Origin of the sequence: Bradyrhizobium sp. 930_D9_N1_4, assembly GCF_052076015.1 — a bacterium.
Classification (GTDB): domain Bacteria; phylum Pseudomonadota; class Alphaproteobacteria; order Rhizobiales; family Xanthobacteraceae; genus Bradyrhizobium.
This window is the reverse complement of record NZ_CP197236.1, coordinates 6,264,632-6,283,702: the sequence shown is the minus strand read 5'-3', so window position 1 is coordinate 6,283,702 and position 19,071 is coordinate 6,264,632. Positions and strand designations below refer to the sequence as shown.

Below are 19,071 nucleotides of genomic sequence, written 5' to 3'. Positions count from 1 at the left end.
CTGCTGCCTCACCCGGGAAAACACGGGCCATTGTGCGAGCCCGTCACGCCTCATGCTTCCCCTTGGCCGTACGACCCTAACATCATTGTTGATTCGAGGGGATAGCGGCCTCTTTGCTGCTCATGTCAGCCCGGCCCGGCGAAAGCCTTCGAGATAGTGCTCGCGATCGGGAGCGAGCTTGATCGGCATGAACTCGGTGAGCCAGGCCAGCGACACGTTCGGCTGAGCGCGGTGAAGTTCCCTGAGGGCCGCGCGGGCGATCCCGGTTTGCCCGGCCATGCCGGCGGCCGCGGTCAGCACCCGGTGACCGCCGACGAAATCGCCGCGCTGGCGCAGGGACTCCTGCGCGAGCCGGATGGCCTCCTCGTAATCGCGGCCGAGGTAGCGGGCAAAGGCGGCGATGCCGAAATACACCGGAGCATAGGGGTCGCGTGGGCTCAGGCGGATCGCGCGCCGCGCGGCCTCGTCGGCGTCCCGCCAGCGGCCGCAATAGCCGAGCGTCAGCCCGTAATAGCCTTGCGCCAGCGCGAAATTCGGGTTGAGCCGGAGCGCGGTCTCGAATTCGGCGAGCGAGTCCTCGAACCGTCGCGCGAACAGGTCGACATGACCGAGCGCATTGTGCGCCCAGGCATCCTCGTCGTCGGCGCGGATCGCGGCGCGGGCCGCGTGCTCGGCGGCCGGCATCGCAGCCGCCATCTCCATCCAGCCCATATGCGCCGTGAACATGTAGCTGGTGCCGAGCAGCCCCAGCGCCTTGCCGTAATTCGGATCGAGCGCGATGGCCTTTTCGAGCAGGGCCTGCGCCACGACGTGATCCTGCCGCGTCACGCGCCAGTAATGCGACAGCGCACGCATCACGAGATCCCAGGCGTCCATGCTCTCGGGCGCCTTGCGCTGCGCGCGAAAGCTTTCGGCGGCATAGAGCTGGGGCTCGATCGCGGCAACGATGGCTTCGGTGATCTCGTCCTGCACGGCGAAGACATCGGCGAGCTCGCGGTCGTAGCGCTCGGCCCAGAGATGACTGCCGGTGGCGACGTCGTTGAGCTGCGCCGTGATGCGGACCCGGCCGCCGTCCTTGCGGACGCTGCCCTCGACGACGTAGCGCACGCCGAGCTCCTCGGCGACCTGCCGCAGATGAACCGTACGGCCCTTGTAGATGAAGGAAGAGTTGCGCGCGATCACGAAGAACCAGCGCAGCTTCGACAGCGCGGTGATGATGTCCTCGCTGATGCCGTCGGAGAAATAATCCTGCTCGGTCTCGCCGCTCATATTGGTGAAGGGCAGCACCGCAATCGCCGGGCGATCCGGGAGTTGCAATCCTGCCGGTGCGGCGCCGGTCGGTTTGGCTGGCACCGCCGCCGAAGCAAGTTCTGTGACCTCTCCCACAAACCGCACGCCCTTGCGCGCGATGGTGCGGATCAGCCGTTGCTCCTCGCCGTTGTCGCCAACCGCGCGCCGGGCCGCGTTGATGCGGCTGGTGAGCGTCGATTCCGAGACGACGCGGCCATTCCAGATCGCATCGAGCAGATTGTCCCGCGTCACCACGCGCTCGCGGTTGCGGACGAGATGAAGCAGGAGGTCGAACACCTGGGGTTCGAGCGCGATGAGTGTCTCGCCACGCCGCAATTCGCGGCGTTCGGGGTCGAGCCGGAAATCCTCGAACTGAAACGTCACAATTCCTCCTCGGCTCCCGTTCGGAAATCAAGGCGCTCTCAGCGTAAAATAACGCCGCTCTCAAGGCCAGCTGTCAGCATGCGCCCTATCGTCCCGGCGTTTTCAACCGCAGGAGAATTGCCCATGTCGACATCCGCTGCGCTCAAGCCAGCCGCCACCCAACCCGATCTCGCCGCCGTCAAGCAGCGCCAGCACGGCGCCTGGTCGTCCGGCGACTATGCCGTGGTCGGCACCACCTTGCAGATCGTCGGCGAGCAGCTCTGTGAGGCACTCGACTTACGCGCCGGCAGCAAGGTGCTGGACGTCGCCGCCGGCAACGGCAATGCGACGCTGGCTGCGGCCCGGCGCTGGTGTGACGTCACCTCCACCGACTATGTGCCGGCGCTGCTCAAGCGCGGGCAGGAGCGCGCGGCGGCGGACCATCTGACGGTGGAATTTCGTGAAGCGGATGCCGAAGCGCTGCCGTTTGCAGATGGCAGCTACGACGTCGTGGTCTCGACTTTCGGTGTGATGTTCACGCCGGACCAGGACAAGGCGGCCTCCGAGCTCGCACGGGTCTGCAAGTCGGGTGGCAAGATCGGCCTCGCCAACTGGACGCCGCAGGGGTTCATCGGCCAGCTCTTCAAGACCATCGGCAAGCATCTGCCGCCGCCGGCCGGCGTGAAGTCGCCGGCCTTGTGGGGCACGCAGGCGCGGCTTGAGGAAATGTTCATCAACAAAGCCTCGGAGATATCGGCCGAACCGCGGATGTTCGTTTTCCGCTATCGTTCGCCGGACCACTGGCTTGATGTCTTCAAGACCTTCTACGGGCCGACGCTGAAGGCATTCGCCGCGCTCGACGAGAGCGGCCAGGCCGCGCTGAAGCGTGATCTGCTGGCACTGCTCGGCGAGTTCAACCATGCCGATGACGGCACCATCGTCGTGCACAGCGAGTATCTGGAAGCGGTGATCACCAAGCGCTGAGCGCTCTCGACATCCGGTCAGGCCGACGTTCGGCCTGACCGCCGCGTCAGGACGGCGCTGCGGCGCCGACTGTGTCGGCCGAGACCGCCTCGCGGGTGCCGAGCGGCTTGGGATGGCCGGTTGTCGTATCCCGCAGGGTCTGCCGCTCGATCTCCGAGTTCAGCTCGGCGCCGAACATGATCACGATCGCCGACATCCACATCCAAGTCATCAGGCCGATCGCTGCGCCTAGCGAGCCGTAGGTCGCGTTGTAGTTGGCGAAGGCCGAGAGATACCAGGACAGCAGCGACGAACCGGCGATCCAGAGCAAGGCGGCCGTCATCGCTCCGATGCTGAGCCACTGCCAACGCGGCTTGTCCCGGCTGGGCGCAAAGCGATAGAGGATGGCGAGCGCACCGAGGAGGATGACCAGCAGCAGCGGCCAGCGCGCCAGCGCCACGATCAGCTTGCTCTCGGGTGCAAGGCCGAGATGGTTGAGCGCGAGCGGAAAGGCGACCACGGTCGCGACCATCAGCAGCAGCGCGGCGATGCCGCCCACCGTGAAGCTCAGGGAGATCAGGTTCAGCTTGATGAAGCTGCGCTTTTCGCGTTCCTCATAGGCGACGTTGAGGGCGTCGAAGATCGATTTCACGCCGGCATTGGCGCTCCAGATCGCGAGCACGAGGCCGAACAGGAAGGCGGCGCCCAGCGCCGTGTTGCCGTTCGAGACCACACGGGCGACCTGGTCCTCGACGATCTGGAAAGAGCCCTCCGGCAGCATCGTTGCAAGGGTCTGAAGATTGGCGCTGATGGTCGAGGGGTCGGCGAACAGCCCGTAGGATGAGACCAGCGCGGTCACGGCGGGAAAGATGGCGAGCAGTCCGAAGAACACGACACCGCCGGCGGTCGCGAGCAGACGATCATCGTCGATGCGCTGATAGGTGCGCCAAAAGATGTCCTTCCACCCTGCCCAGGGGATCGAGAAGGGGCTTTTCGAATGGCGGCCATGGCCGGGTTGCACCGCTGCGCCCGTGGCGCTCGTTTCCGGCGAACTCGCCTCGGCGTTGCGGTGGTCCTTCGGAGGCCCCGATCGGATGAAGCCGGAATCCTGGAAGTACCGTTCCGCGGTCAGCACGAACACGGCCGTCGCGGCGACCAGCATCCAATTGTCGAGTTGCTCGGAGCGCCCCGGACGCATGTCAGGCGTCCGATCCGTGCCCGTGGCGTCGCCGGCGTGCTGCCGCCACACCCAGCAGCCCGACAGCCGCAAGCATGACGCCTAGCTGCACCGGGCGGTTGCTGCGAACGGGCCAGGCCTTGCCTTGGACGCGTTCGCCGGGCGCATGCGGCACCAATGGAATCGCCGTTGCGACCTCCATGGCCGCCTGCTTGACGGTTCCGCGAGGGATGCGCGGGGTGACGATCGCCACACGCAGACGGCTGGCGAGCGGCACGATCGGCCGCGTCTTGCGTTTTATCTGCGCCATGGCCACGCCGGCGCAGACCGCTGCCAGCACCAGGAGCACCGTGCCGACGGCGCCGAGCCCCCAGAACTGCCCATAAGCGATGGCCACCCAGCGATACAGGGCAACGAGGCCGACGAAAAAGGCTGCCACAACGAACAGCCCGGCGACGGCCAGGAGCCCGCCGGCCACGACGTAAGACGTCGCCTTGCCGGTCGCCTCGTTGGTCCGGTCCCGGAAATAGGACAGCGCGGCGCGCTTCACATGGTTGAGTTTCAGCGCCATGCCGGCGCGCAGCAATTCGCCCGATGGCGCGAGCATGCGGTCATCCCTCCGAGAGCCAAGACAATTCGTCGGGGGATGAACGTGGCGGAATTTGACTTGTTCCGCGCGGAGCGGATCAGGCGTGATGGATCAGCCGAGATCGGCGGCCGAAATCCAGAATACCTCGCCCTCGGACTCCTCGGTGTCGAGCCAGAGCAGCGGCAGTTCCGGGAAGGCCTCGTCGACCAGGTCGCGGCCGCGGCCGATCTCGCAGATCAGCCCGCCGTTCGGCGTCAGATGGTCGGACGCATCGCTCAGGATACGGCGGACGATGTCGAGGCCGTCGGCGCCGCCGTCGAAGGCGAGCTTGGGCTCGGCCCGGCATTCCGGCGGCAGCGCCGCCATGCCTTCCGCATCGACGTAAGGCGGGTTGGTGATGATCAGGTCATACCGCGCATCACCCAGCGGGGCGAACAGATCGCCGCGATGGAGTGTGATCCGCTCATCGAGGCCGTATTCGCCGACATTGCGCGTGGCCACTTCGATCGCGCCCTTGGAGATGTCGATGGCATGGACCTCGGCATTTGGGAAATGATGCGCGGCGAGGATGGCGAGACACCCTGAGCCGGTGCAGAGATCGAGCACGCGCTCCACCGCCGTTGGATCGTCGATCAGCGAGCCGGCTTCGCCGTCGCCGCCGAAGTGCGACTCCAGCAACTCGCCGATGAACGAGCGCGGAACGATCACGCGCTCGTCGACATAGAAGGGCAGGCCGCGCATGTAGATCTTGTTGACGAGATAGGCGGCCGGTTTGCGCGTGGTCACGCGCCGATGGATGAGATCGACGATGGCCTTGCCCTCTGCGGCGGTGACGCGGGCGCCAGCGAAGATCTCGAACTGTTCGGGATTGAGGTGCAGGGCCTCGCAAACCAGGAAGGCAGCTTCCGCGACCGGATCGGTCGTGCCATGGGCAAAGGCGAGCTTTGCTTCAACGAAGCGGCTCACCGCATAGCGGACCAAATCGAGCAGCGTGAGCAGCTCGCCGCTGCCGACCTTCGCGAGCTTTGGCGCGGCGCGGCCGCGCGTGGTCTTCTTCGAAACTCTTGCCATCAGGATTTCGTCCAGCGTGCGGCGGCCTCGTCGTCACGGGCATGGGCCTCGACCCAGCCGGTGCCGGCGGCGCTCTCTTCCTTCTTCCAGAACGGCGCGCTGGTCTTGAGGTAGTCCATCAGGAACTCGGCTGCCTCGAACGCAGCCTTGCGATGCTGCGACGCCGTCAGCACCAGCACGATGTTCTGGCCCGGCATGAACCGGCCGACGCGATGGATGACCGTGACGCCGTTGAGCGGCCAGCGAGAGACGGCCTCGTCGGCGTGGCGCCTGATCTCTTCTTCGGCCATGCCGGGGTAATGCTCCAGCGTGAGGGCTGCGACCTTCGAACTGTCGTCGTCGGCACGGCAGATACCGGAAAAGCTCACGACTGCGCCGATGTCGGTTCGGCTTGTGGTCAGGGCCGCGATTTCGCGGGCGATGTCGAAATCGTCTTGCTGGATGCGGATGGTGAGGGGGCAGGATGTGACGGACGAGGTCATCGCCTAGCCGCCGGTCATCGGCGGGAAGAACGCGACCTCGCGGGCGCCCGCGATCGCGGCGTCCGGCTTGACGTGAGTATGGTCGATCGCGGTGCGGATCACCTTCGGCTTCTCGAAGGCGTAGGCATAAGCCTCGCCCTGGCCGGACAGCCAGGCGATCAGCTCTTCGACGGTGCGCACGGTGGCGGGCGGCTCGATCGTTTCCTCGGCTTTGCCGACGCGCTCACGTACCCAGGCGAAGTACTTCACCTTCATCCCTCATCCTCCCTGATGAGGTGATGGATGCCGGCGCGGAAATAGTCGTAGCCGGTATACATGGTCAGGATCGCCGAGGCCCAGAGCAGCGCCAGTCCGATCAACGAGACCATGGGCAGGACCTCATCGCCGGCAGGGCCGGCGAGCAGGAAGCCGATCGCGACGAGCTGGACCGTGGTCTTCCACTTGGCGAGCGCGGTCACGGGCACGCTGACACGGAGCGCTGCAAGATATTCGCGCAGGCCCGAGACCAGGATTTCGCGGCACAGGATCACGATGGCAGCCCACAGCGACCAGCCGTGGATGATGCCGTCGGCGGCCAGCATCAGCAGGCACGAGGCAACCAGCAGCTTGTCGGCGATCGGATCGAGCATCCGGCCGAACGCCGATTGCTGATTCCAGATCCGCGCGTAATAGCCGTCGAGGTAATCGGTCACGGCTGCCGCGATGAAAATGGCGACCGCGACCCAGCGCAGCCACAGCGGCTGATCCAGGATCGACTGCGCGTAGATGCACCCGATCACGACCGGGATCGCGGCGATCCGGCCATAGGTCAGGAGATTCGGGAGGGACATCGCGCGGCTGGTCGTCCCTCGTGTCGTGGCGATGTTCATCCGTCCTACCAATACCGCTCGTGCCTGAAGGTCAACCGTCCCGCGCTCCAAATGGGGTGCGGCACGCGACGACCATATGACCGTTGCACCCTTAGTTCACCCCGGCTGGGGATGGAAATAGTCGAAAATCCTGCGGGCGCTCTCGGCGCTGACTCCCGGAACCTTGCCGAGATCGGCGATCGAGGCCCGTTCGATCTCCTTCAGGGTTCCGAAATGGTGCAGCAAGGCACGTTTGCGGGACGGGCCAATGCCCGGAATCTCCTGCAAACCGGCCTCGCGGATGTCCTTCTTGCGCAACTTGCGGTGCGAACCGATGACGAAGCGGTGGGCCTCGTCCCGCAGGCGCTGGATGAAATAGAGCACGGGATCGCGGGGCTCCAGCTTGATGGCCTCGCGCTCCGGCATGAACAGGGTCTCGCGGCCGGCATCCCGGTCCGGTCCCTTGGCGACCGACATCAGCGACACCTGGGTCAGGCCGAGATTCGTAAAAATCTCCCGGACGGCGTTGAGCTGGCCGCGGCCGCCGTCGATGATCACCAGATCAGGCCATTGCGGGAAATCGTCGTCCTTGGCCTTGGTGGCGGCGTCCTCCGGCGGATTGATCAGGCGCTTGAAGCGGCGCTCCAGGACCTCGCGCATCATGGCGAAGTCGTCGCCCGGCGTGATCCCTTCCGATTTGATGTTGAACTTGCGGTACTGGTTCTTCACGAAGCCGTCAGGGCCGGCGACGATCATGGCACCGACGGCATTGGTGCCCTGGATATGGCTGTTGTCGTAGACCTCGATGCGCTTGGGCGAATGCGGCAGGCTCAGCGTCGTGGCGATGGCGTCCAGCAGGCGGCTCTGCGTCGCGGTGTCCGCGAGCTTGCGGCCCAGCGCCTCGCGCGCATTGGTCAGCGCGTGGAGGACGAGCTCCTTCTTCTCGCCGCGCTTGGGCGTGGTGACCTCGATCTTGTGGCCCGCCTTGATCGACAGCGCATTGGCGAGCAGCTCGCTTTCCTCGATCTCGTGCGACAGCAGGATGTTCTTCGGCGGCGGCTTGTCGTCGTAGAACTGGGCGAGGAAGGAGCCGAGCACTTCTTCCGGCGTGTAGGTCTTCTCCGCGCGCGGGAAATAGGCGCGGTTGCCCCAGTTCTGGCCGGTGCGGAAGAAGAACACCTCGACGCAGGAGAAGCCGCCCTCCTGATGGATGGCGAACACGTCCGCTTCTTCCACGGTGCGCGGATTGATGCCCTGCTGCGACTGGATCGCCGATAGCGCGGCGAGGCGGTCGCGATAGAGCGCCGCGGTCTCGAATTCGAGCTCGCCGGAGGCTTTCTCCATCTCGCCGGCAAGCTCCTGCTTCACCGCATGGCTCTTGCCGGAGAGGAAGTCGGTCGCCTCTCGCACCAGCGTCGTATAGCCGGGGAAGTCGATCTCGCGGGTGCAGGGACCGGCGCAGCGGCGGATCTGGTAGAGCAGGCAGGGTCGCGAGCGGCTCTCGAAGAAGGAATCCGTGCAGGAGCGGATCAGGAACGCGCGCTGCAGCGCGGTAATGGTGCGGTTGACGGCGCCGGCGGAGGCAAACGGGCCGAAATAGCGCCCGGGCCGGGACTGCGCACCGCGATGTTTGAGGATCTGCGGCGCCCAATGGTCGCCGCTGATCAGGATGTAGGGAAACGATTTGTCGTCCCGCAACTGCACGTTGAAGCGCGGCCGCAGCTGCTTGATGAGATTGGCCTCCAACAGCAGCGCTTCGGTCTCGGTGTTGGTCGAGACGATTTCCACGGTCACCGTGGCGGCGATCATGCGCAGGATGCGCGCCGGCTGCGGCGCACTCTGGCGCGCGTAGTTGGACAGGCGCTTTTTGACGTTCTTGGCCTTGCCGACATAGAGCACGTCGGCATTGGCGCTGAGCATGCGGTAGACCCCGGGCGAGGTGGGCGCGAGCCGGACCGCGCGCTCGATCGCCTCGTGCCCGGTTGCCAGCGGCTCTTCGCCGATCGCGCCATTCTCGTCCAGGATGTCAGGCAGCAGCGCATCGTCCTCGTCCTCGCCGGCGCTGGTGGCGGGATCGAGGTCGGGCGGCGCCAGGCTCTCGAGCGGGGCGTCAGCGGCAGCAGCCGGCGACGGCTTGCGCGCGCGGTCGTCCGGACTGTCTTGGGAATCGTGAGCCATGGTTGCGAATTTAGGCGCTGGGGGTGCCGATTTGAAGTTCCGGCCGTGCGGCACGCACAGAATGGCGGCGCAGTTCCCGGTAACGCTTGCTTAAGCCTGTTAACAGCGCGGTAACCCCGCTTAACAGGCCTTTAACTTAAAACTCTCGATAAATCTTACGCGAAAAAGTGGTGGTTCCGTAACCATGCGGTTTTGCCGCGCGCGGCGGCGCAGGCATCGCGGGGACGGCAGTTGCGTTGGAGAGTACCGATGAAGAGGTTCGTTGTGGGCGCTGCCGCGTTGGTTGCTGCCGGCTGGACAGCTTCGGCCGAGGCCGCCGACATGAATTACGGAGGGCGTGCGCCCTACACCGTCAACCAGCCGCTCAATGCGTATAGCTGGGCCGGTCCTTATCTCGGCGGCAATATCGGCTACGAATGGGGCTCCGTCAGCAACAGTCCCGTTAAGCCCTCCGGCTTCGCCGGCGGCGTGCAGGCCGGCTACAATTTCCAGAACGGCCCGTTTGTGTTCGGCGTCGAGGGTGACATCCAGGCAACCGGCGCCGACGACACCTTTGCACCGTGGAAATTCTCCAACCCGTGGTTCGGCACCCTGCGCGGCCGCGCCGGCTATGCCTTCAGCAACGTGTTGTTCTACGGCACCGCCGGTCTCGCCTTCGGCGAGCTGCGCGCGCAGACGTTTGGCTGGACGGAGTCGCACACCAGCGCGGGCTGGACCATCGGCGCCGGTGCAGAACTCGGCCTCGCGCCGAACTGGAGCGTGAAGCTCGAATATCTCTACATCGATCTGTCGACGAGCCAGTTCGCAATTACGGGCGTGTCAAACGGCTACAGCGCCAGCGTTGTGCGCGCAGGCGTGAACTATCGCTTCTGATAGCGAAAGAAGAAAATACCGGACTACAGCCTCCCGGCCGCTCGCGGCCGGGACTTTTTTTGCGCCGATTTTCTTGAGTCAGCTCCGCTAGGAAAGGATGACGAGATTGACCGCCTTCGGTCCCTTCCCCTTCTTGTCCGGTTCAACTTCGAAAGTAATACGCTGTCCTTCGGCAAGGTCTTTCAGTCCCGCCCGCTCCACAGCTGTGATGTGAACGAAGACATCGCGACCGCCGTCGTCAGGCTTGATGAAGCCGTAGCCGCGCTCGCCGTTAAAGAACTTGACCGTTCCCGTATTGGCCATCGGGAAACTCCCCCTCATTGCTCCTCCGTCGCGACGCAGACGCACGTCACGACATGACCGGGCCATACGGAGCCCGGGAGAGCTGGCCATCCTTGGGCAGACCATTCGGTCTGACCGGATCTTTCTTAGGCCTTCACTCCGCCGCAACCATTCGCGGAAGCGGAACGTAAAGCCAGTCACGCAAACAGCATAATACGGTTCATTGCAGATTGACTACGGCTCCTGCATCTTTTTCCCAAGAATGCCGGGATGTTACGGCTTCGGCACCTCTAATCGGAATCTGGCAGCTCCGCCTTGTCCGAGCGGCATTTCCAGTTCGGGCAGGATCGTCTTGAGCTCGCCTTGCAGTGTGTACGGCGGATTGACGATCAACAGTCCGGTGGAGGTGAGGGCGGCGCCGTCGAGCTGCGGTGCAACGCTGAATTCGAGGCGCAGACATTTTCCCGGAGGTTTTGCTGCAGCTGCGAGCCGCGCCACGGATTGCGCCAGCGCATCGGTGGCACGCCGGCTCTTTGCGGGATACCAGATTACATAGATACCGGTCGGCCATTTCGCGAAGGCTGCCGCGAAGGCGTCGCCAAGCTTTTCGAATTCGTCCTTGGCCTCGAAGGGCGGATCGATCAGCACGAGGCCGCGGCGCTCCTTCGGCGGCACGAAGGCCGGCAGTGCGACCCAGCCGTCGAGATCGACCACGCGGGCCTGTTCGTCGTGGCGCAGCACGTTGATCAGCGCTTTGCGTGCTTTCGGCTCGAGTTCGCAGACGACGAGGCGGTCCTGCGGCCGGAGCAGACCGCGCGCGATCAGCGGCGAGCCCGGATAGGCCTTGAGCTCGCCTTTCGGATTGTAGGCGCGGACGATGTCGAGATAGGGCTTGGTCAGCGCCACGCTCTCGTTCGACAGGCGCGCCTGCATCAGCCGCGCGATCCCGGTCAGCCATTCGCCGCTGCGGCGCGCCTCGTCGCCTTCGAGATCGTAGAGCCCGGCGCCGGCATGCGTGTCGATGACGCGGAACGCTCCCGGCTTGTCCTGGAGATAGGTGATGATGCGCGCCAGCACGATGTGCTTGATGACATCGGTGAAGCTGCCGGCGTGGAAGGCGTGGCGATAGTTCATGGGACAGGACTACGTTGCTTGCGTGATCCTACCCCCTTGTCATTGCGAGCGCAGCGAAGCAATCCAGAAATGCGACCGCGGACGCACTCTGGATTGCTTCGTCGCAAGCGCTCCCCGCAATGACGGGGCTTGGGCCTACCCGCCCCTGACCGGCGGCATCGTCACCTGGTCGCGGCGGCAGGCGCGGCGCTCGATTTCCTCGCAGGCGCGGAACTGCAAATCCTTGCTGAGGCAGATGCGGACTTCGGAGAGGCGCGTCCGGTTGCAGGTGACCGAGACGGCGGCATTGCTCAGGCCCGGATTGGCCTTGATGAAGGCCTCCTCCACCTCGCCCGGCGCCACGGTCTTGGCCTGCGACAGGTCGAGAAATTCGGCCGGGATCTTGATCGCGGCGCGGGCCTTGCGGATCGTCTCGAAATAATTTCGGCCGTCGAGCCCGGAGCAGGTGCCGTGCTTGTCCCATTCGTTGAAGATCAGGCCCGGCGCGGGCATCAGATCGAGCATTGCGGAAACGATGTTGCGGTTCAGGCGCGGCGAGGGCCGCTGGCAATATTCGGGGAAGCCATTTTCATATTGCGGCCATAGACCGTGCACGACGAACGCATAGGGCCGTCCGCTGCACTGCATCTGCGAACGCCCACCGCCGCGATTGCGCTCGGACGCCTCCTCGCAGAACGAGGGCGACCATGACAGCGACAGCACATAGAAATCGAATTCGCCGGGCGCGTTCTGCCGTTTGTCCTGAGCCTTCGCGCCGCCCGCCAGCGCGACCAGCCCGGCGGCAAGAACCACGGGGAGGGTCAGGGAGATCATGAGCCGGGAGAACGAGTGCAATCTAAAATAAAACATGGCAACGCCCCTCAACTAGACTGTGCATCGAGCCTAGCAGGCAACAGGAACATTTCAAGAACAAAATGCAGATGGCGCGCGTCTGGCCGCTTGACGACCCGAATCGCGTCTCTTCGCTCAGGGCTTGGCGGCGCGGCAGGCCGGATTGTAGGCCCAGTTGCGGTCGAGGCCGACCACGCACCATTCGACGCCGTTGCCGTAGCTGGCGAAGCCGCCATCCTCGATGATCGAGAAATGTACCTTGCGCATCTTGCCGTCAGTCAGCATGGCCTCGCCGGTGCAATAGCGGCGCGGAATGTTGTCGGACTGCCAGGGGCGGAACGCGACCTCGTGAACGGCTGCGAAGCCGGTGATCTTCAACGAGGAATTCCAGAACGAGCTTTCCTTCTCCCAGAACTGGGTGGCGATGGTCGGCAGCGCCTTGTCGCAATCGGCGACGGCACCGTCGTAACGCGGACCGCTCAGCCAGAAGTTCAGCTCCAGCGGATTGGCGGCCCTGGCTTCGCCGAGCGACAGCGCTCCGAACATGAGGCCGAACACGGCGGCAAAGCGGAGCGATTTCAGGGAGGGGGCGCGCATGGGCAATCCGGACAGCTGGGTCTTGGAAGGTCGGACGGTGCCGCGAAGGCCGGGCGGGGTCAAGTGCAGCGCGGCAACACTTCGCCAGGAGTTGACCACAACATCGCATCCAGCGGGGCTTCAGTTCTTTTCACTTCCATCCCGGCACCGTAAACTGGCGCCAACCAATTGGAGTAACGGGAATGCGAATCATTGCGGCTGCGGGCCTTCTCGCCAGCCTGGTCGTCTCGGGTATCTTGGCGAGCCAGCCGGCGCGCGCCGATCTGCTTCCGGTCCCGCCGTTCAAGGGCAACGACACCGGCGGCATCATCGCCTATTCGATGGCGACGCAAACCGATGCCCGTCAGGTCGCGGTCGATCACTGCGCGCGGTACGGCAAGGTCGTGAAATTCCTGGCTGTGCAGGCCTATGAGGGCGGCTACATCTCGTTCTCCTGCCGCTGGGTGCCCTACGGCGCCGCCGAACAGCCGATCCGTACGCTCTACTGAGGCGCTTTCGTAGCGCCGCAATCTCAGCCGGGAGCTTCCCCACATGACGCGCAAACTCGCTTTGCTCGGCTCAAGTCTTTGTCTTGTCTTGTCGACCGGCGTTGCCTCTGCCGTCGACTTGCCGGTGCGCAAGGCCGGCCTGTGGGAAATGAAGCTGGTCACGACCGGCTCGCCCGTGCCCGAGATGACCATGCAGCACTGCACCGATGAGACCGTCGACAAGGAGATGAACAACAACGTCTCTCCGATGGCCAAGCAGATCTGCGCCAAACAGGACATCAAGAAGACCGCGGCCGGCTATGTCAGTGATTCCGAGTGTAGCGTCGCCGGCGTCAACACGACCTCGCATGCCGAGATATCCGGTGATTTCAACTCGGCCTACACGGTGAAGACCACGTCCCACGCGCAAGGCGGTGCCGCGGGCGCAGCGGGGCGCGACACCACGATGCAGCTCGAAGCAAAGTGGCTCGGCGCCTGCAAGCCCGAGCAGAAGCCCGGCGATATCGTGATGCCCGGCGGCTTCAAGATGAACGTGCGCGACATGGACAAGCTGAAGGCGCTGCTGCCGAAGTAGGGTGATGTCGTCGTGAGACCGCAGCTACACCGGAATCCTTACGCTCGCCCTTAATCCTCCCAGCGGGCTGTCGCCGAGGGTGATGTCGCCGCCGTGGGAGCGTGCGATGTCGCGGGCGATCGCAAGGCCAAGGCCGGTGCCGCCTTCATCCTGGTTGCGAGCGTTGTCCAGCCGCAGGAACGGCTTGAACACTTCCTCGCGCAGATGAGCGGGAATGCCGGGGCCGTCGTCGTCGACCGTCACGGTCAAATAACGGTGATCGCGCTGGCCGGTGATGGCGATGGCCTTGCCGTAGCGGGCGGCGTTGGTGACGAGGTTGGCGAGGCAGCGCTTGAACGAGGCCGGCTTCACGGTCACCACGGGCAGGCCGTGGAACGCGACTGTCGCGGTATGGCCGTGGCGCTCGGCGTCGCTGCGCAGCTCCTCGAGCGCCTGCGACATGTCGGTCGGCTGCGACTGCTCGCCGGAATCGCCGCGGGCAAACGCAAGGTAATCCTCCAGCATCATCGACATCTCGTCGACGTCCTTGCGCATGCCCTCCATCTCGGGGCTGTCGCCAATCAGCGCCAGCTCGAGCTTGAAGCGGGTCAGGATGGTGCGCAGATCGTGGCTGACGCCGGCGAGCATCGCGGTGCGCTGCTCCATCGTGCGCTCGATGCGCGATTTCATTTCGAGGAAGGCGATCGACGCGCGCCGCACCTCGCGCGCGCCGCGCGGCCTGAAGTTCGGCGCCTCGCGGCCTTTGCCGAAGCTTTCGGCAGCATCCGCCAGCCGCAGGATCGGCTTGATCTGGTTGCGCAGGAACAGCACCGCGACGATCAGCAGGATCGACGAGGTGCCGACCATCCAGAACAGGAAGATTTCCGAGTTCGAGGCATAGGCGGCGCTGCGCTGCGCGAACACGCGCATGACGGCATCGTCGAGCTGGATGCGGATCTCGACGAGGTTGGAGCGGCCGACCGTGTCGATCCAGAACGAGCGCCCGATCTGGCGGCCGAGCTGCACCGACAGCGTCTGGTCCAGCAGCGAGAAAAACGGCTTTGGTCCGGGCGGCGGCATGTCGCCGGCGGGCAGGAAATCGACGACGAGGCCGAGGCGCTGCTGCGCGATGCGGCGGATCTCGTTACGGTCCTTGTCCTGCGGATAGCCCTTGTAGACGTCGATCAGCGCGGCGATGTCCTGCACCACCGCGGCCGACAGGCGCCGCGTCACCGTGTTCCAGTGCCGCTCCATGAACACGAAGGCGACGACCGATTGCAGGATCACCATCGGCACGATCATGATGAGGAGCGCGCGGGCGTAGAGGCCGGTCGGCATCCAGCCCTTGAAGGCGTTGCCCATCCAGCCGTTGGCGCGCGAAACGCGGCCGGCGGCGCTCTTCAAAAGCGTCAGGCCGGTATCGATCGTGCTCATCTCGCGCGCTTCACTTGATTTATGGCGAGGCTACCAGGCGATAGCCGATGCCGCGCACCGCCTGGAGGAACAGCGGATTGGCGGGATCGGTCTCGATCTTGCGCCTGAGGCGATTGATCTGCACGTCGACGGCACGCTCGTTGACGCTGCCATTGCCGGTCAGCGCGCTGCGCGGCACGGTCTCGCCCGGCGTTTCCGACAGAATGCGCAGCATCTCGCGCTCGCGGTCGGTGAGGTGGATGACCTCTTCGCCCTGGCGCAACTCGCCGCGGTCGAGATGGTAGACGTAAGGGCCGAACGCGATCTTCTCGACGGTCGCGGCCTGCGGCGGCGGCGCGGCGCGCTTGAGGATGTTGTTGATGCGCAGCGCCAGCTCGCGCGGCTCGAACGGTTTGGCGACGTAATCGTCGGCGCCGATCTGCAGGCCTTCGATGCGGGCTTCGGCTTCATGCCGCGCCGTAAGCATCACGATCGGGACCGAGGAAGACGTGCGGATGAAGCGGGCGAGATCGAAGCCGGTCTCGCCGGGCATCATCACGTCGAGGATCAGCAGGTCGAAATGCAGGCCCAGCAGCTTCGAGCGCGCATCGCCGGCACTCGCGGCGGTGGTGACACGATAGCCCTCGGCGGCGAGGAAGCGCGAGAGCAGATCGCGGATGCGCCGGTCGTCGTCGACCAGCAGCAGATGCGGGGCGTCATCGGCCGGTTCTATCGGCGGACGGGCGAGCGTGGCAGCGAGTGGCACGGTCACTCCTTGCTGTCTTGATTGACGGAGGCGAAGATCGTCTCGAGCACCTTGTCCGGGTCGTCGCGGTCGATCATCGCGCGCAGGAAGCGCTTGACGGTCTCGGCATCCTGCGGCGCCATCTCGGCGAGCGCCTTGGTGATCCGTGTGGTCTGGAGACCTGCGAGCTTCTGCACCAGCGCTTCGCCCTTCGGCGTCGCGTAGAGCAGGCGCTGGCGGCGATCATTGTCGCCGGTCTTCTGCACGATGTAGCCTTCGTCCAGCAGTTGCTTGAGCACGCGGCCCAGCGACTGTTTTGTAATGCGCAGGACGTCGAGCAGGTCGGCAACCTTGAGACCGGGGTAGCGATAAACGAAATGCATGACCCGGTGATGGGCCCGGCCGAAGCCGAAAGCCTCCAGCTCCTGGTCGGGATCGCCGACGAAATCGCGATAGGCGAAGAACAGCAGCTCGATGATATCCCAGCGCAAATTGCCTCCTTCGCTTGCGGCCGGCCGAGGCTCGGCAGCGTCTTGAGAGGGAGTCGCGAAATTTATGTCAGGCATATTGACGTATCTTGGGTTCAATGTTACAAAACGATCGACCCGCACGAAATTTTAGATCGTATCGCGTCGGGTGGCATTCGTAGCAGGGCGGCCGAAGCGAGCCGGACAGGCAGCGACGGCCAGAGTAGATCTACCGTGCGATTGTCGAGCGGCATTTCGGCAAAACATACTGGACTTCCGCCTTCCGCAAAAGCATGTCCTCGGCGACATGCTGGCCACGGAAACCGGCCTTAACAAGGCTGGCGGCATTCCGGCCAGAAACCAATCAAGCCAGCCGGGCCCGATACAGGGCGGCAGGCGCCAGAACAGCGCCGCCACCGGCAGCGGGAGGCCTAAGGACATGAGCATGAAATTCGACATCCAGCCCGCATCCAATCCCACCCCAGAGAAGGACCGCGTCGCCAAGCTGGTCGATCCCGGTTTCGGGCGGGTCTTCACCGATCACATGGCGATCGTGCGCTACAACCAGGCCAAGGGCGGCTGGTACGAGGCGAAGATCGAGGCGCGCGCCAACTTCCAGCTCGATCCGGCAGGCGCGGTTCTGCACTATGCCCAGGAAATCTTCGAGGGCCTCAAGGCCTACAAGCGCGACGACGGCGGCGTGAACCTGTTCCGCCCCGATGCCAATGCGCGGCGCTTCAAGGACTCCGCCGACCGCATGGCGATGGCGCAGATTCCCGAGGACATCTTCATCGAGGCGGTTGAGCAAATCGTCCGCATCGATCGCGCCTGGATGCCCGGCGGTGAGGGCAGCCTCTACCTGCGGCCCTTCATGATCGCGAGCGAGACCTTCCTCGGCGTCAAGCCGTCGTCCGAATACATCTTCTCGGTGATCGCTTCGCCGGTCGGCTCTTACTTCAAGGGCGGACCTGCCCCGGTCTCGATCTGGGTCTCGGAGAATTATACGCGCGCTGCCGTCGGTGGCACCGGTGCGGTCAAGTGCGGCGGCAATTATGCCGCGAGCCTGCGCGCGCAGGCCGAGGCGATCCAGCACGGCTGCGATCAGGTCGTCTTCCTCGATGCGGTCGAGCGCCGCTATGTCGAGGAGCTCGGCGGCATGAACGTGTTCTTCGTTTTCGAGGACGGCTCGATGTCGACGCCGCCGCTCGGCACGATCCTGCCCGGCATCACCCGCGACTCCATCATCGCGCTGGCCAAGGATGCCGGAAAGACCGTGCGCGAGGAACCGTATTCGCTCGACCAGTGGCGCAAGGATGCGGCCAGCGGCAAGCTCAAGGAAGCCTTTGCCTGCGGCACCGCGGCGGTGATCTCGCCGATCGGCAAGGTGCGTTCGGTGAGCGGCGATTTCGACATCAGCGGCGGCGCCGCCGGCCCCGTCGCCATGGGCCTGCGCAAGCAGCTCGTCGACATCCAGTACGGCCGCACCAACGATCCGCACAACTGGATCCGGAAGCTGGATTGATCACTCTCGTGTCCCGGACGCGCTGCAGCGTGAAACGCTGCTGCGCAGAGCCGGCAACTGTTATGTCGGGTGTTATGTCGGGCAGGCCTTCAAGTAGGGTTTCCTGTCGCGCATCATTGCGTTGAGGACGGTCAGGAGCTTCCTGGCGACGGCAATGAGGGCGAGCTTGGCCGGTTTGCCGGCCTGCCGAAGCCGTGCGTAGAAGGCCTTGAAGGGATCGGCCCGGCGGACCGCGTTGAGCGCAGCCATGTAGAGGGCGTCGCGAACGCGCTTTCGGCCGCCGGCGATCTTGCGTTTGCCGCGGAAGGCTCCGCTGTCGACGTTGAAGGGGGCGAGGCCTGCGAGCGCCGCGATCTGCTTAGCTCCAACACTTCCCAGTTCCGGCATCTTCGCGATGAGCTGCATGCAAGCCACGGGACCCACACCAGGTAGTGAGCGCATCAACCGCGCATCCTCCGCGATCTCTGGCTCGACCTTGATCAGTCCCTTGATATCGGTCTCGATCTCGGCGATCTCGCTGTCGAGAACCTCGATAAGGCGGCTGATGCGTTCGGCCATGGCACGGTCGTCAGCCTCGCTACGCCTGTTCTTCTCCTGCGCGCGCATGAGAACCAGCTGATCCCGCCGTTTTGCAAGCCGCGCCAAAGCGTTGCGAGCGGGATTGGCGGCCTGCTCGGTTGCCGGCTGCAAGGCCCGGGCAAAGGCTGCCAGCATCCGCGCATCGATCGGATCGGTCTTGGCGAGCTGACCGCTGGCGCGTGCGAAGTCGCGGGCTCGGGCCGGATTGATCCGGGCGAAGCGGATGCCGGCCTGACTCAGTGCCTCGCGAAGCTCGAGGTCATAGACACCCGTCGCCTCGAAGACGACTAGCACATCGCATCGCCAACGCGCCGCGATCTGCATGATGGCCTGCGTCGCGTTGGCGATGCGCTCCGGTACGCCCAGGGCCTCATCGAAGATGTCGAGATATTGTTTGGAGACGTCGATTCCGACGCAACGAAGGGTTATGATCATGGTGCCTGTCCCTGTGATGCGAGGTCTGTTGGCGCAGCCTCGTGCAACTGTTCAGGTTGGTAATGGAACGGGCGGGAGACCGAGCCGGCTCACGGCGTCAAGCGCCTAGGACCCAACGGCTTCCCGCCCAACCCCATCCTGACAGACTTCCAAGACACAGGGACCCATCTCGCCGCAGATGGACCCCGGAT

Annotated in this window: 21 protein-coding genes; 5 read left to right on the top strand and 16 right to left on the bottom strand. The window is 64.7% G+C overall.

Annotated elements, in window-relative coordinates:
- Positions 1 to 120 precede the first annotated feature (120 nt).
- Positions 121 to 1,674: a winged helix-turn-helix domain-containing tetratricopeptide repeat protein gene (locus tag AB7532_RS29905; RefSeq protein WP_441238266.1), complete on the bottom strand. Its 1,554-nt coding sequence runs from the start codon at positions 1,672 to 1,674 to the stop codon at positions 121 to 123.
- 123 nt (positions 1,675 to 1,797) lie between these two features.
- Between AB7532_RS29905 and AB7532_RS29900 the strand changes: the two genes are divergently transcribed.
- On the top strand, positions 1,798 to 2,637 hold the full coding sequence (locus tag AB7532_RS29900; RefSeq protein WP_441238265.1) for a class I SAM-dependent methyltransferase: 840 nt from the start codon (positions 1,798 to 1,800) through the stop codon (positions 2,635 to 2,637).
- 46 nt (positions 2,638 to 2,683) lie between these two features.
- Here AB7532_RS29900 and AB7532_RS29895 read toward each other — a convergent pair whose 3' ends face one another.
- The 7 genes from AB7532_RS29895 to uvrC form a co-directional block, all read right to left on the bottom strand.
- Positions 2,684 to 3,814 (bottom strand): YihY/virulence factor BrkB family protein, encoded by a 1,131-nt coding sequence (locus AB7532_RS29895; protein WP_441238264.1) that lies wholly within the window; start codon positions 3,812 to 3,814, stop codon positions 2,684 to 2,686.
- A 1-nt stretch (position 3,815) separates the two neighbouring features.
- Positions 3,816 to 4,400 carry a phage holin family protein gene (locus tag AB7532_RS29890; protein WP_441238263.1) on the bottom strand — a complete coding sequence of 195 codons (585 nt, stop codon included), beginning with the start codon at positions 4,398 to 4,400 and terminating at the stop codon, positions 3,816 to 3,818.
- Between the two features lie 93 nt (positions 4,401 to 4,493).
- Positions 4,494 to 5,453 (bottom strand): 50S ribosomal protein L3 N(5)-glutamine methyltransferase, encoded by a 960-nt coding sequence (gene prmB / locus AB7532_RS29885; RefSeq protein ID WP_441238262.1) that lies wholly within the window; start codon positions 5,451 to 5,453, stop codon positions 4,494 to 4,496.
- The gene (locus tag AB7532_RS29880; protein ID WP_441238261.1) at positions 5,453 to 5,935 is read right to left on the bottom strand and encodes a molybdenum cofactor biosynthesis protein MoaE; all 483 of its coding nucleotides are present in this window, start codon (positions 5,933 to 5,935) and stop codon (positions 5,453 to 5,455) included. Before AB7532_RS29880 ends, prmB begins: the two co-directional genes overlap by 1 nt.
- Positions 5,936 to 5,938: 3 nt before the next feature.
- Positions 5,939 to 6,190 carry a molybdopterin converting factor subunit 1 gene (moaD, locus tag AB7532_RS29875; protein WP_441238260.1) on the bottom strand — a complete coding sequence of 84 codons (252 nt, stop codon included), beginning with the start codon at positions 6,188 to 6,190 and terminating at the stop codon, positions 5,939 to 5,941.
- Positions 6,187 to 6,804 carry a CDP-diacylglycerol--glycerol-3-phosphate 3-phosphatidyltransferase gene (pgsA, locus tag AB7532_RS29870; RefSeq protein WP_441238259.1) on the bottom strand — a complete coding sequence of 206 codons (618 nt, stop codon included), beginning with the start codon at positions 6,802 to 6,804 and terminating at the stop codon, positions 6,187 to 6,189. Before pgsA ends, moaD begins: the two co-directional genes overlap by 4 nt.
- A gap of 96 nt (positions 6,805 to 6,900) precedes the next feature.
- Entirely contained in the window at positions 6,901 to 8,961 is a 2,061-nt protein-coding gene (gene uvrC / locus AB7532_RS29865) for an excinuclease ABC subunit UvrC (RefSeq protein WP_441238258.1), read from the bottom strand.
- A gap of 249 nt (positions 8,962 to 9,210) precedes the next feature.
- Here uvrC and AB7532_RS29860 point away from each other — a divergent pair, with 249 nt between their 5' ends.
- Positions 9,211 to 9,834, top strand: coding sequence for an outer membrane protein (locus tag AB7532_RS29860; protein ID WP_441238257.1), 624 nt, complete (start codon positions 9,211 to 9,213; stop codon positions 9,832 to 9,834).
- Between the two features lie 87 nt (positions 9,835 to 9,921).
- Here the strand turns inward: AB7532_RS29860 and AB7532_RS29855 are convergent, their stop codons facing one another.
- From AB7532_RS29855 to AB7532_RS29840, 4 genes are all read right to left on the bottom strand, one after another.
- Positions 9,922 to 10,137 (bottom strand): cold-shock protein, encoded by a 216-nt coding sequence (locus AB7532_RS29855; RefSeq protein ID WP_027534220.1) that lies wholly within the window; start codon positions 10,135 to 10,137, stop codon positions 9,922 to 9,924.
- 252 nt (positions 10,138 to 10,389) lie between these two features.
- Positions 10,390 to 11,250, bottom strand: a complete 861-nt coding sequence (locus tag AB7532_RS29850; RefSeq protein ID WP_441238256.1) for a 23S rRNA (adenine(2030)-N(6))-methyltransferase RlmJ — start codon at positions 11,248 to 11,250, stop codon at positions 10,390 to 10,392.
- Between the two features lie 135 nt (positions 11,251 to 11,385).
- Positions 11,386 to 12,099, bottom strand: coding sequence for a ribonuclease T2 family protein (locus AB7532_RS29845; RefSeq protein ID WP_441238255.1), 714 nt, complete (start codon positions 12,097 to 12,099; stop codon positions 11,386 to 11,388).
- A 117-nt stretch (positions 12,100 to 12,216) separates the two neighbouring features.
- Complete coding sequence (locus AB7532_RS29840; protein WP_441238254.1) at positions 12,217 to 12,678, bottom strand: hypothetical protein; 462 nt, start codon at positions 12,676 to 12,678, stop codon at positions 12,217 to 12,219.
- A gap of 182 nt (positions 12,679 to 12,860) precedes the next feature.
- On the opposite strand from AB7532_RS29840, the gene AB7532_RS29835 reads away from it, so the two are divergent.
- Together AB7532_RS29835 and AB7532_RS29830 are read left to right on the top strand one after the other, a co-directional pair.
- Positions 12,861 to 13,166 carry a hypothetical protein gene (locus AB7532_RS29835; RefSeq protein ID WP_441238253.1) on the top strand — a complete coding sequence of 102 codons (306 nt, stop codon included), beginning with the start codon at positions 12,861 to 12,863 and terminating at the stop codon, positions 13,164 to 13,166.
- Positions 13,167 to 13,209: 43 nt separating this feature from the next.
- On the top strand, positions 13,210 to 13,740 hold the full coding sequence (locus tag AB7532_RS29830) for a DUF3617 domain-containing protein (RefSeq protein WP_441238252.1): 531 nt from the start codon (positions 13,210 to 13,212) through the stop codon (positions 13,738 to 13,740).
- Between the two features lie 24 nt (positions 13,741 to 13,764).
- On the opposite strand, the gene AB7532_RS29825 is transcribed toward AB7532_RS29830, so the two are convergent.
- From AB7532_RS29825 to AB7532_RS29815, 3 genes are read right to left on the bottom strand one after another with little or no spacing between them, the layout of a single operon-like run.
- The gene (locus AB7532_RS29825; RefSeq protein WP_441238251.1) at positions 13,765 to 15,153 is read right to left on the bottom strand and encodes an ATP-binding protein; all 1,389 of its coding nucleotides are present in this window, start codon (positions 15,151 to 15,153) and stop codon (positions 13,765 to 13,767) included.
- 19 nt (positions 15,154 to 15,172) lie between these two features.
- A complete protein-coding gene (locus AB7532_RS29820; protein WP_441238250.1) occupies positions 15,173 to 15,904 on the bottom strand; it encodes a response regulator in 732 nt (243 codons plus the stop codon).
- Positions 15,901 to 16,443 carry a MarR family winged helix-turn-helix transcriptional regulator gene (locus tag AB7532_RS29815; RefSeq protein WP_441238249.1) on the bottom strand — a complete coding sequence of 181 codons (543 nt, stop codon included), beginning with the start codon at positions 16,441 to 16,443 and terminating at the stop codon, positions 15,901 to 15,903. Before AB7532_RS29815 ends, AB7532_RS29820 begins: the two co-directional genes overlap by 4 nt.
- Before the next feature lie 340 nt (positions 16,444 to 16,783).
- Between AB7532_RS29815 and AB7532_RS29810 the strand changes: the two genes are divergently transcribed.
- Complete coding sequence (locus tag AB7532_RS29810; protein WP_441238248.1) at positions 16,784 to 17,866, top strand: branched-chain amino acid aminotransferase; 1,083 nt, start codon at positions 16,784 to 16,786, stop codon at positions 17,864 to 17,866.
- A gap of 72 nt (positions 17,867 to 17,938) precedes the next feature.
- Here AB7532_RS29810 and AB7532_RS29805 read toward each other — a convergent pair whose 3' ends face one another.
- Entirely contained in the window at positions 17,939 to 18,880 is a 942-nt protein-coding gene (locus tag AB7532_RS29805; RefSeq protein ID WP_441233115.1) for an IS110 family transposase, read from the bottom strand.
- Positions 18,881 to 19,071: the final 191 nt, after the last annotated feature.

Excerpts from the sequence above, each read along its gene's own strand:
- AB7532_RS29900 (WP_441238265.1), top strand. The coding sequence starts at position 1,798 with ATGTCGACATCCGCTGCGCTCAAGCCAGCCGCCACCCAACCCGATCTC.
- AB7532_RS29895 (WP_441238264.1), bottom strand. The coding sequence starts at position 3,814 with ATGCGTCCGGGGCGCTCCGAGCAACTCGACAATTGGATGCTGGTCGCC.
- AB7532_RS29890 (WP_441238263.1), bottom strand. The coding sequence starts at position 4,400 with ATGCTCGCGCCATCGGGCGAATTGCTGCGCGCCGGCATGGCGCTGAAA.
- prmB (WP_441238262.1), bottom strand. The coding sequence starts at position 5,453 with ATGGCAAGAGTTTCGAAGAAGACCACGCGCGGCCGCGCCGCGCCAAAG.
- AB7532_RS29880 (WP_441238261.1), bottom strand. The coding sequence starts at position 5,935 with ATGACCTCGTCCGTCACATCCTGCCCCCTCACCATCCGCATCCAGCAA.
- moaD (WP_441238260.1), bottom strand. The coding sequence starts at position 6,190 with ATGAAGGTGAAGTACTTCGCCTGGGTACGTGAGCGCGTCGGCAAAGCC.
- pgsA (WP_441238259.1), bottom strand. The coding sequence starts at position 6,804 with ATGAACATCGCCACGACACGAGGGACGACCAGCCGCGCGATGTCCCTC.
- uvrC (WP_441238258.1), bottom strand. The coding sequence starts at position 8,961 with ATGGCTCACGATTCCCAAGACAGTCCGGACGACCGCGCGCGCAAGCCG.
- AB7532_RS29860 (WP_441238257.1), top strand. The coding sequence starts at position 9,211 with ATGAAGAGGTTCGTTGTGGGCGCTGCCGCGTTGGTTGCTGCCGGCTGG.
- AB7532_RS29855 (WP_027534220.1), bottom strand. The coding sequence starts at position 10,137 with ATGGCCAATACGGGAACGGTCAAGTTCTTTAACGGCGAGCGCGGCTAC.
- AB7532_RS29850 (WP_441238256.1), bottom strand. The coding sequence starts at position 11,250 with ATGAACTATCGCCACGCCTTCCACGCCGGCAGCTTCACCGATGTCATC.
- AB7532_RS29845 (WP_441238255.1), bottom strand. The coding sequence starts at position 12,099 with ATGTTTTATTTTAGATTGCACTCGTTCTCCCGGCTCATGATCTCCCTG.
- AB7532_RS29840 (WP_441238254.1), bottom strand. The coding sequence starts at position 12,678 with ATGCGCGCCCCCTCCCTGAAATCGCTCCGCTTTGCCGCCGTGTTCGGC.
- AB7532_RS29835 (WP_441238253.1), top strand. The coding sequence starts at position 12,861 with ATGCGAATCATTGCGGCTGCGGGCCTTCTCGCCAGCCTGGTCGTCTCG.
- AB7532_RS29830 (WP_441238252.1), top strand. The coding sequence starts at position 13,210 with ATGACGCGCAAACTCGCTTTGCTCGGCTCAAGTCTTTGTCTTGTCTTG.
- AB7532_RS29825 (WP_441238251.1), bottom strand. The coding sequence starts at position 15,153 with ATGAGCACGATCGATACCGGCCTGACGCTTTTGAAGAGCGCCGCCGGC.
- AB7532_RS29815 (WP_441238249.1), bottom strand. The coding sequence starts at position 16,443 with ATGCCTGACATAAATTTCGCGACTCCCTCTCAAGACGCTGCCGAGCCT.
- AB7532_RS29810 (WP_441238248.1), top strand. The coding sequence starts at position 16,784 with ATGAGCATGAAATTCGACATCCAGCCCGCATCCAATCCCACCCCAGAG.
- AB7532_RS29805 (WP_441233115.1), bottom strand. The coding sequence starts at position 18,880 with ATGATCATAACCCTTCGTTGCGTCGGAATCGACGTCTCCAAACAATAT.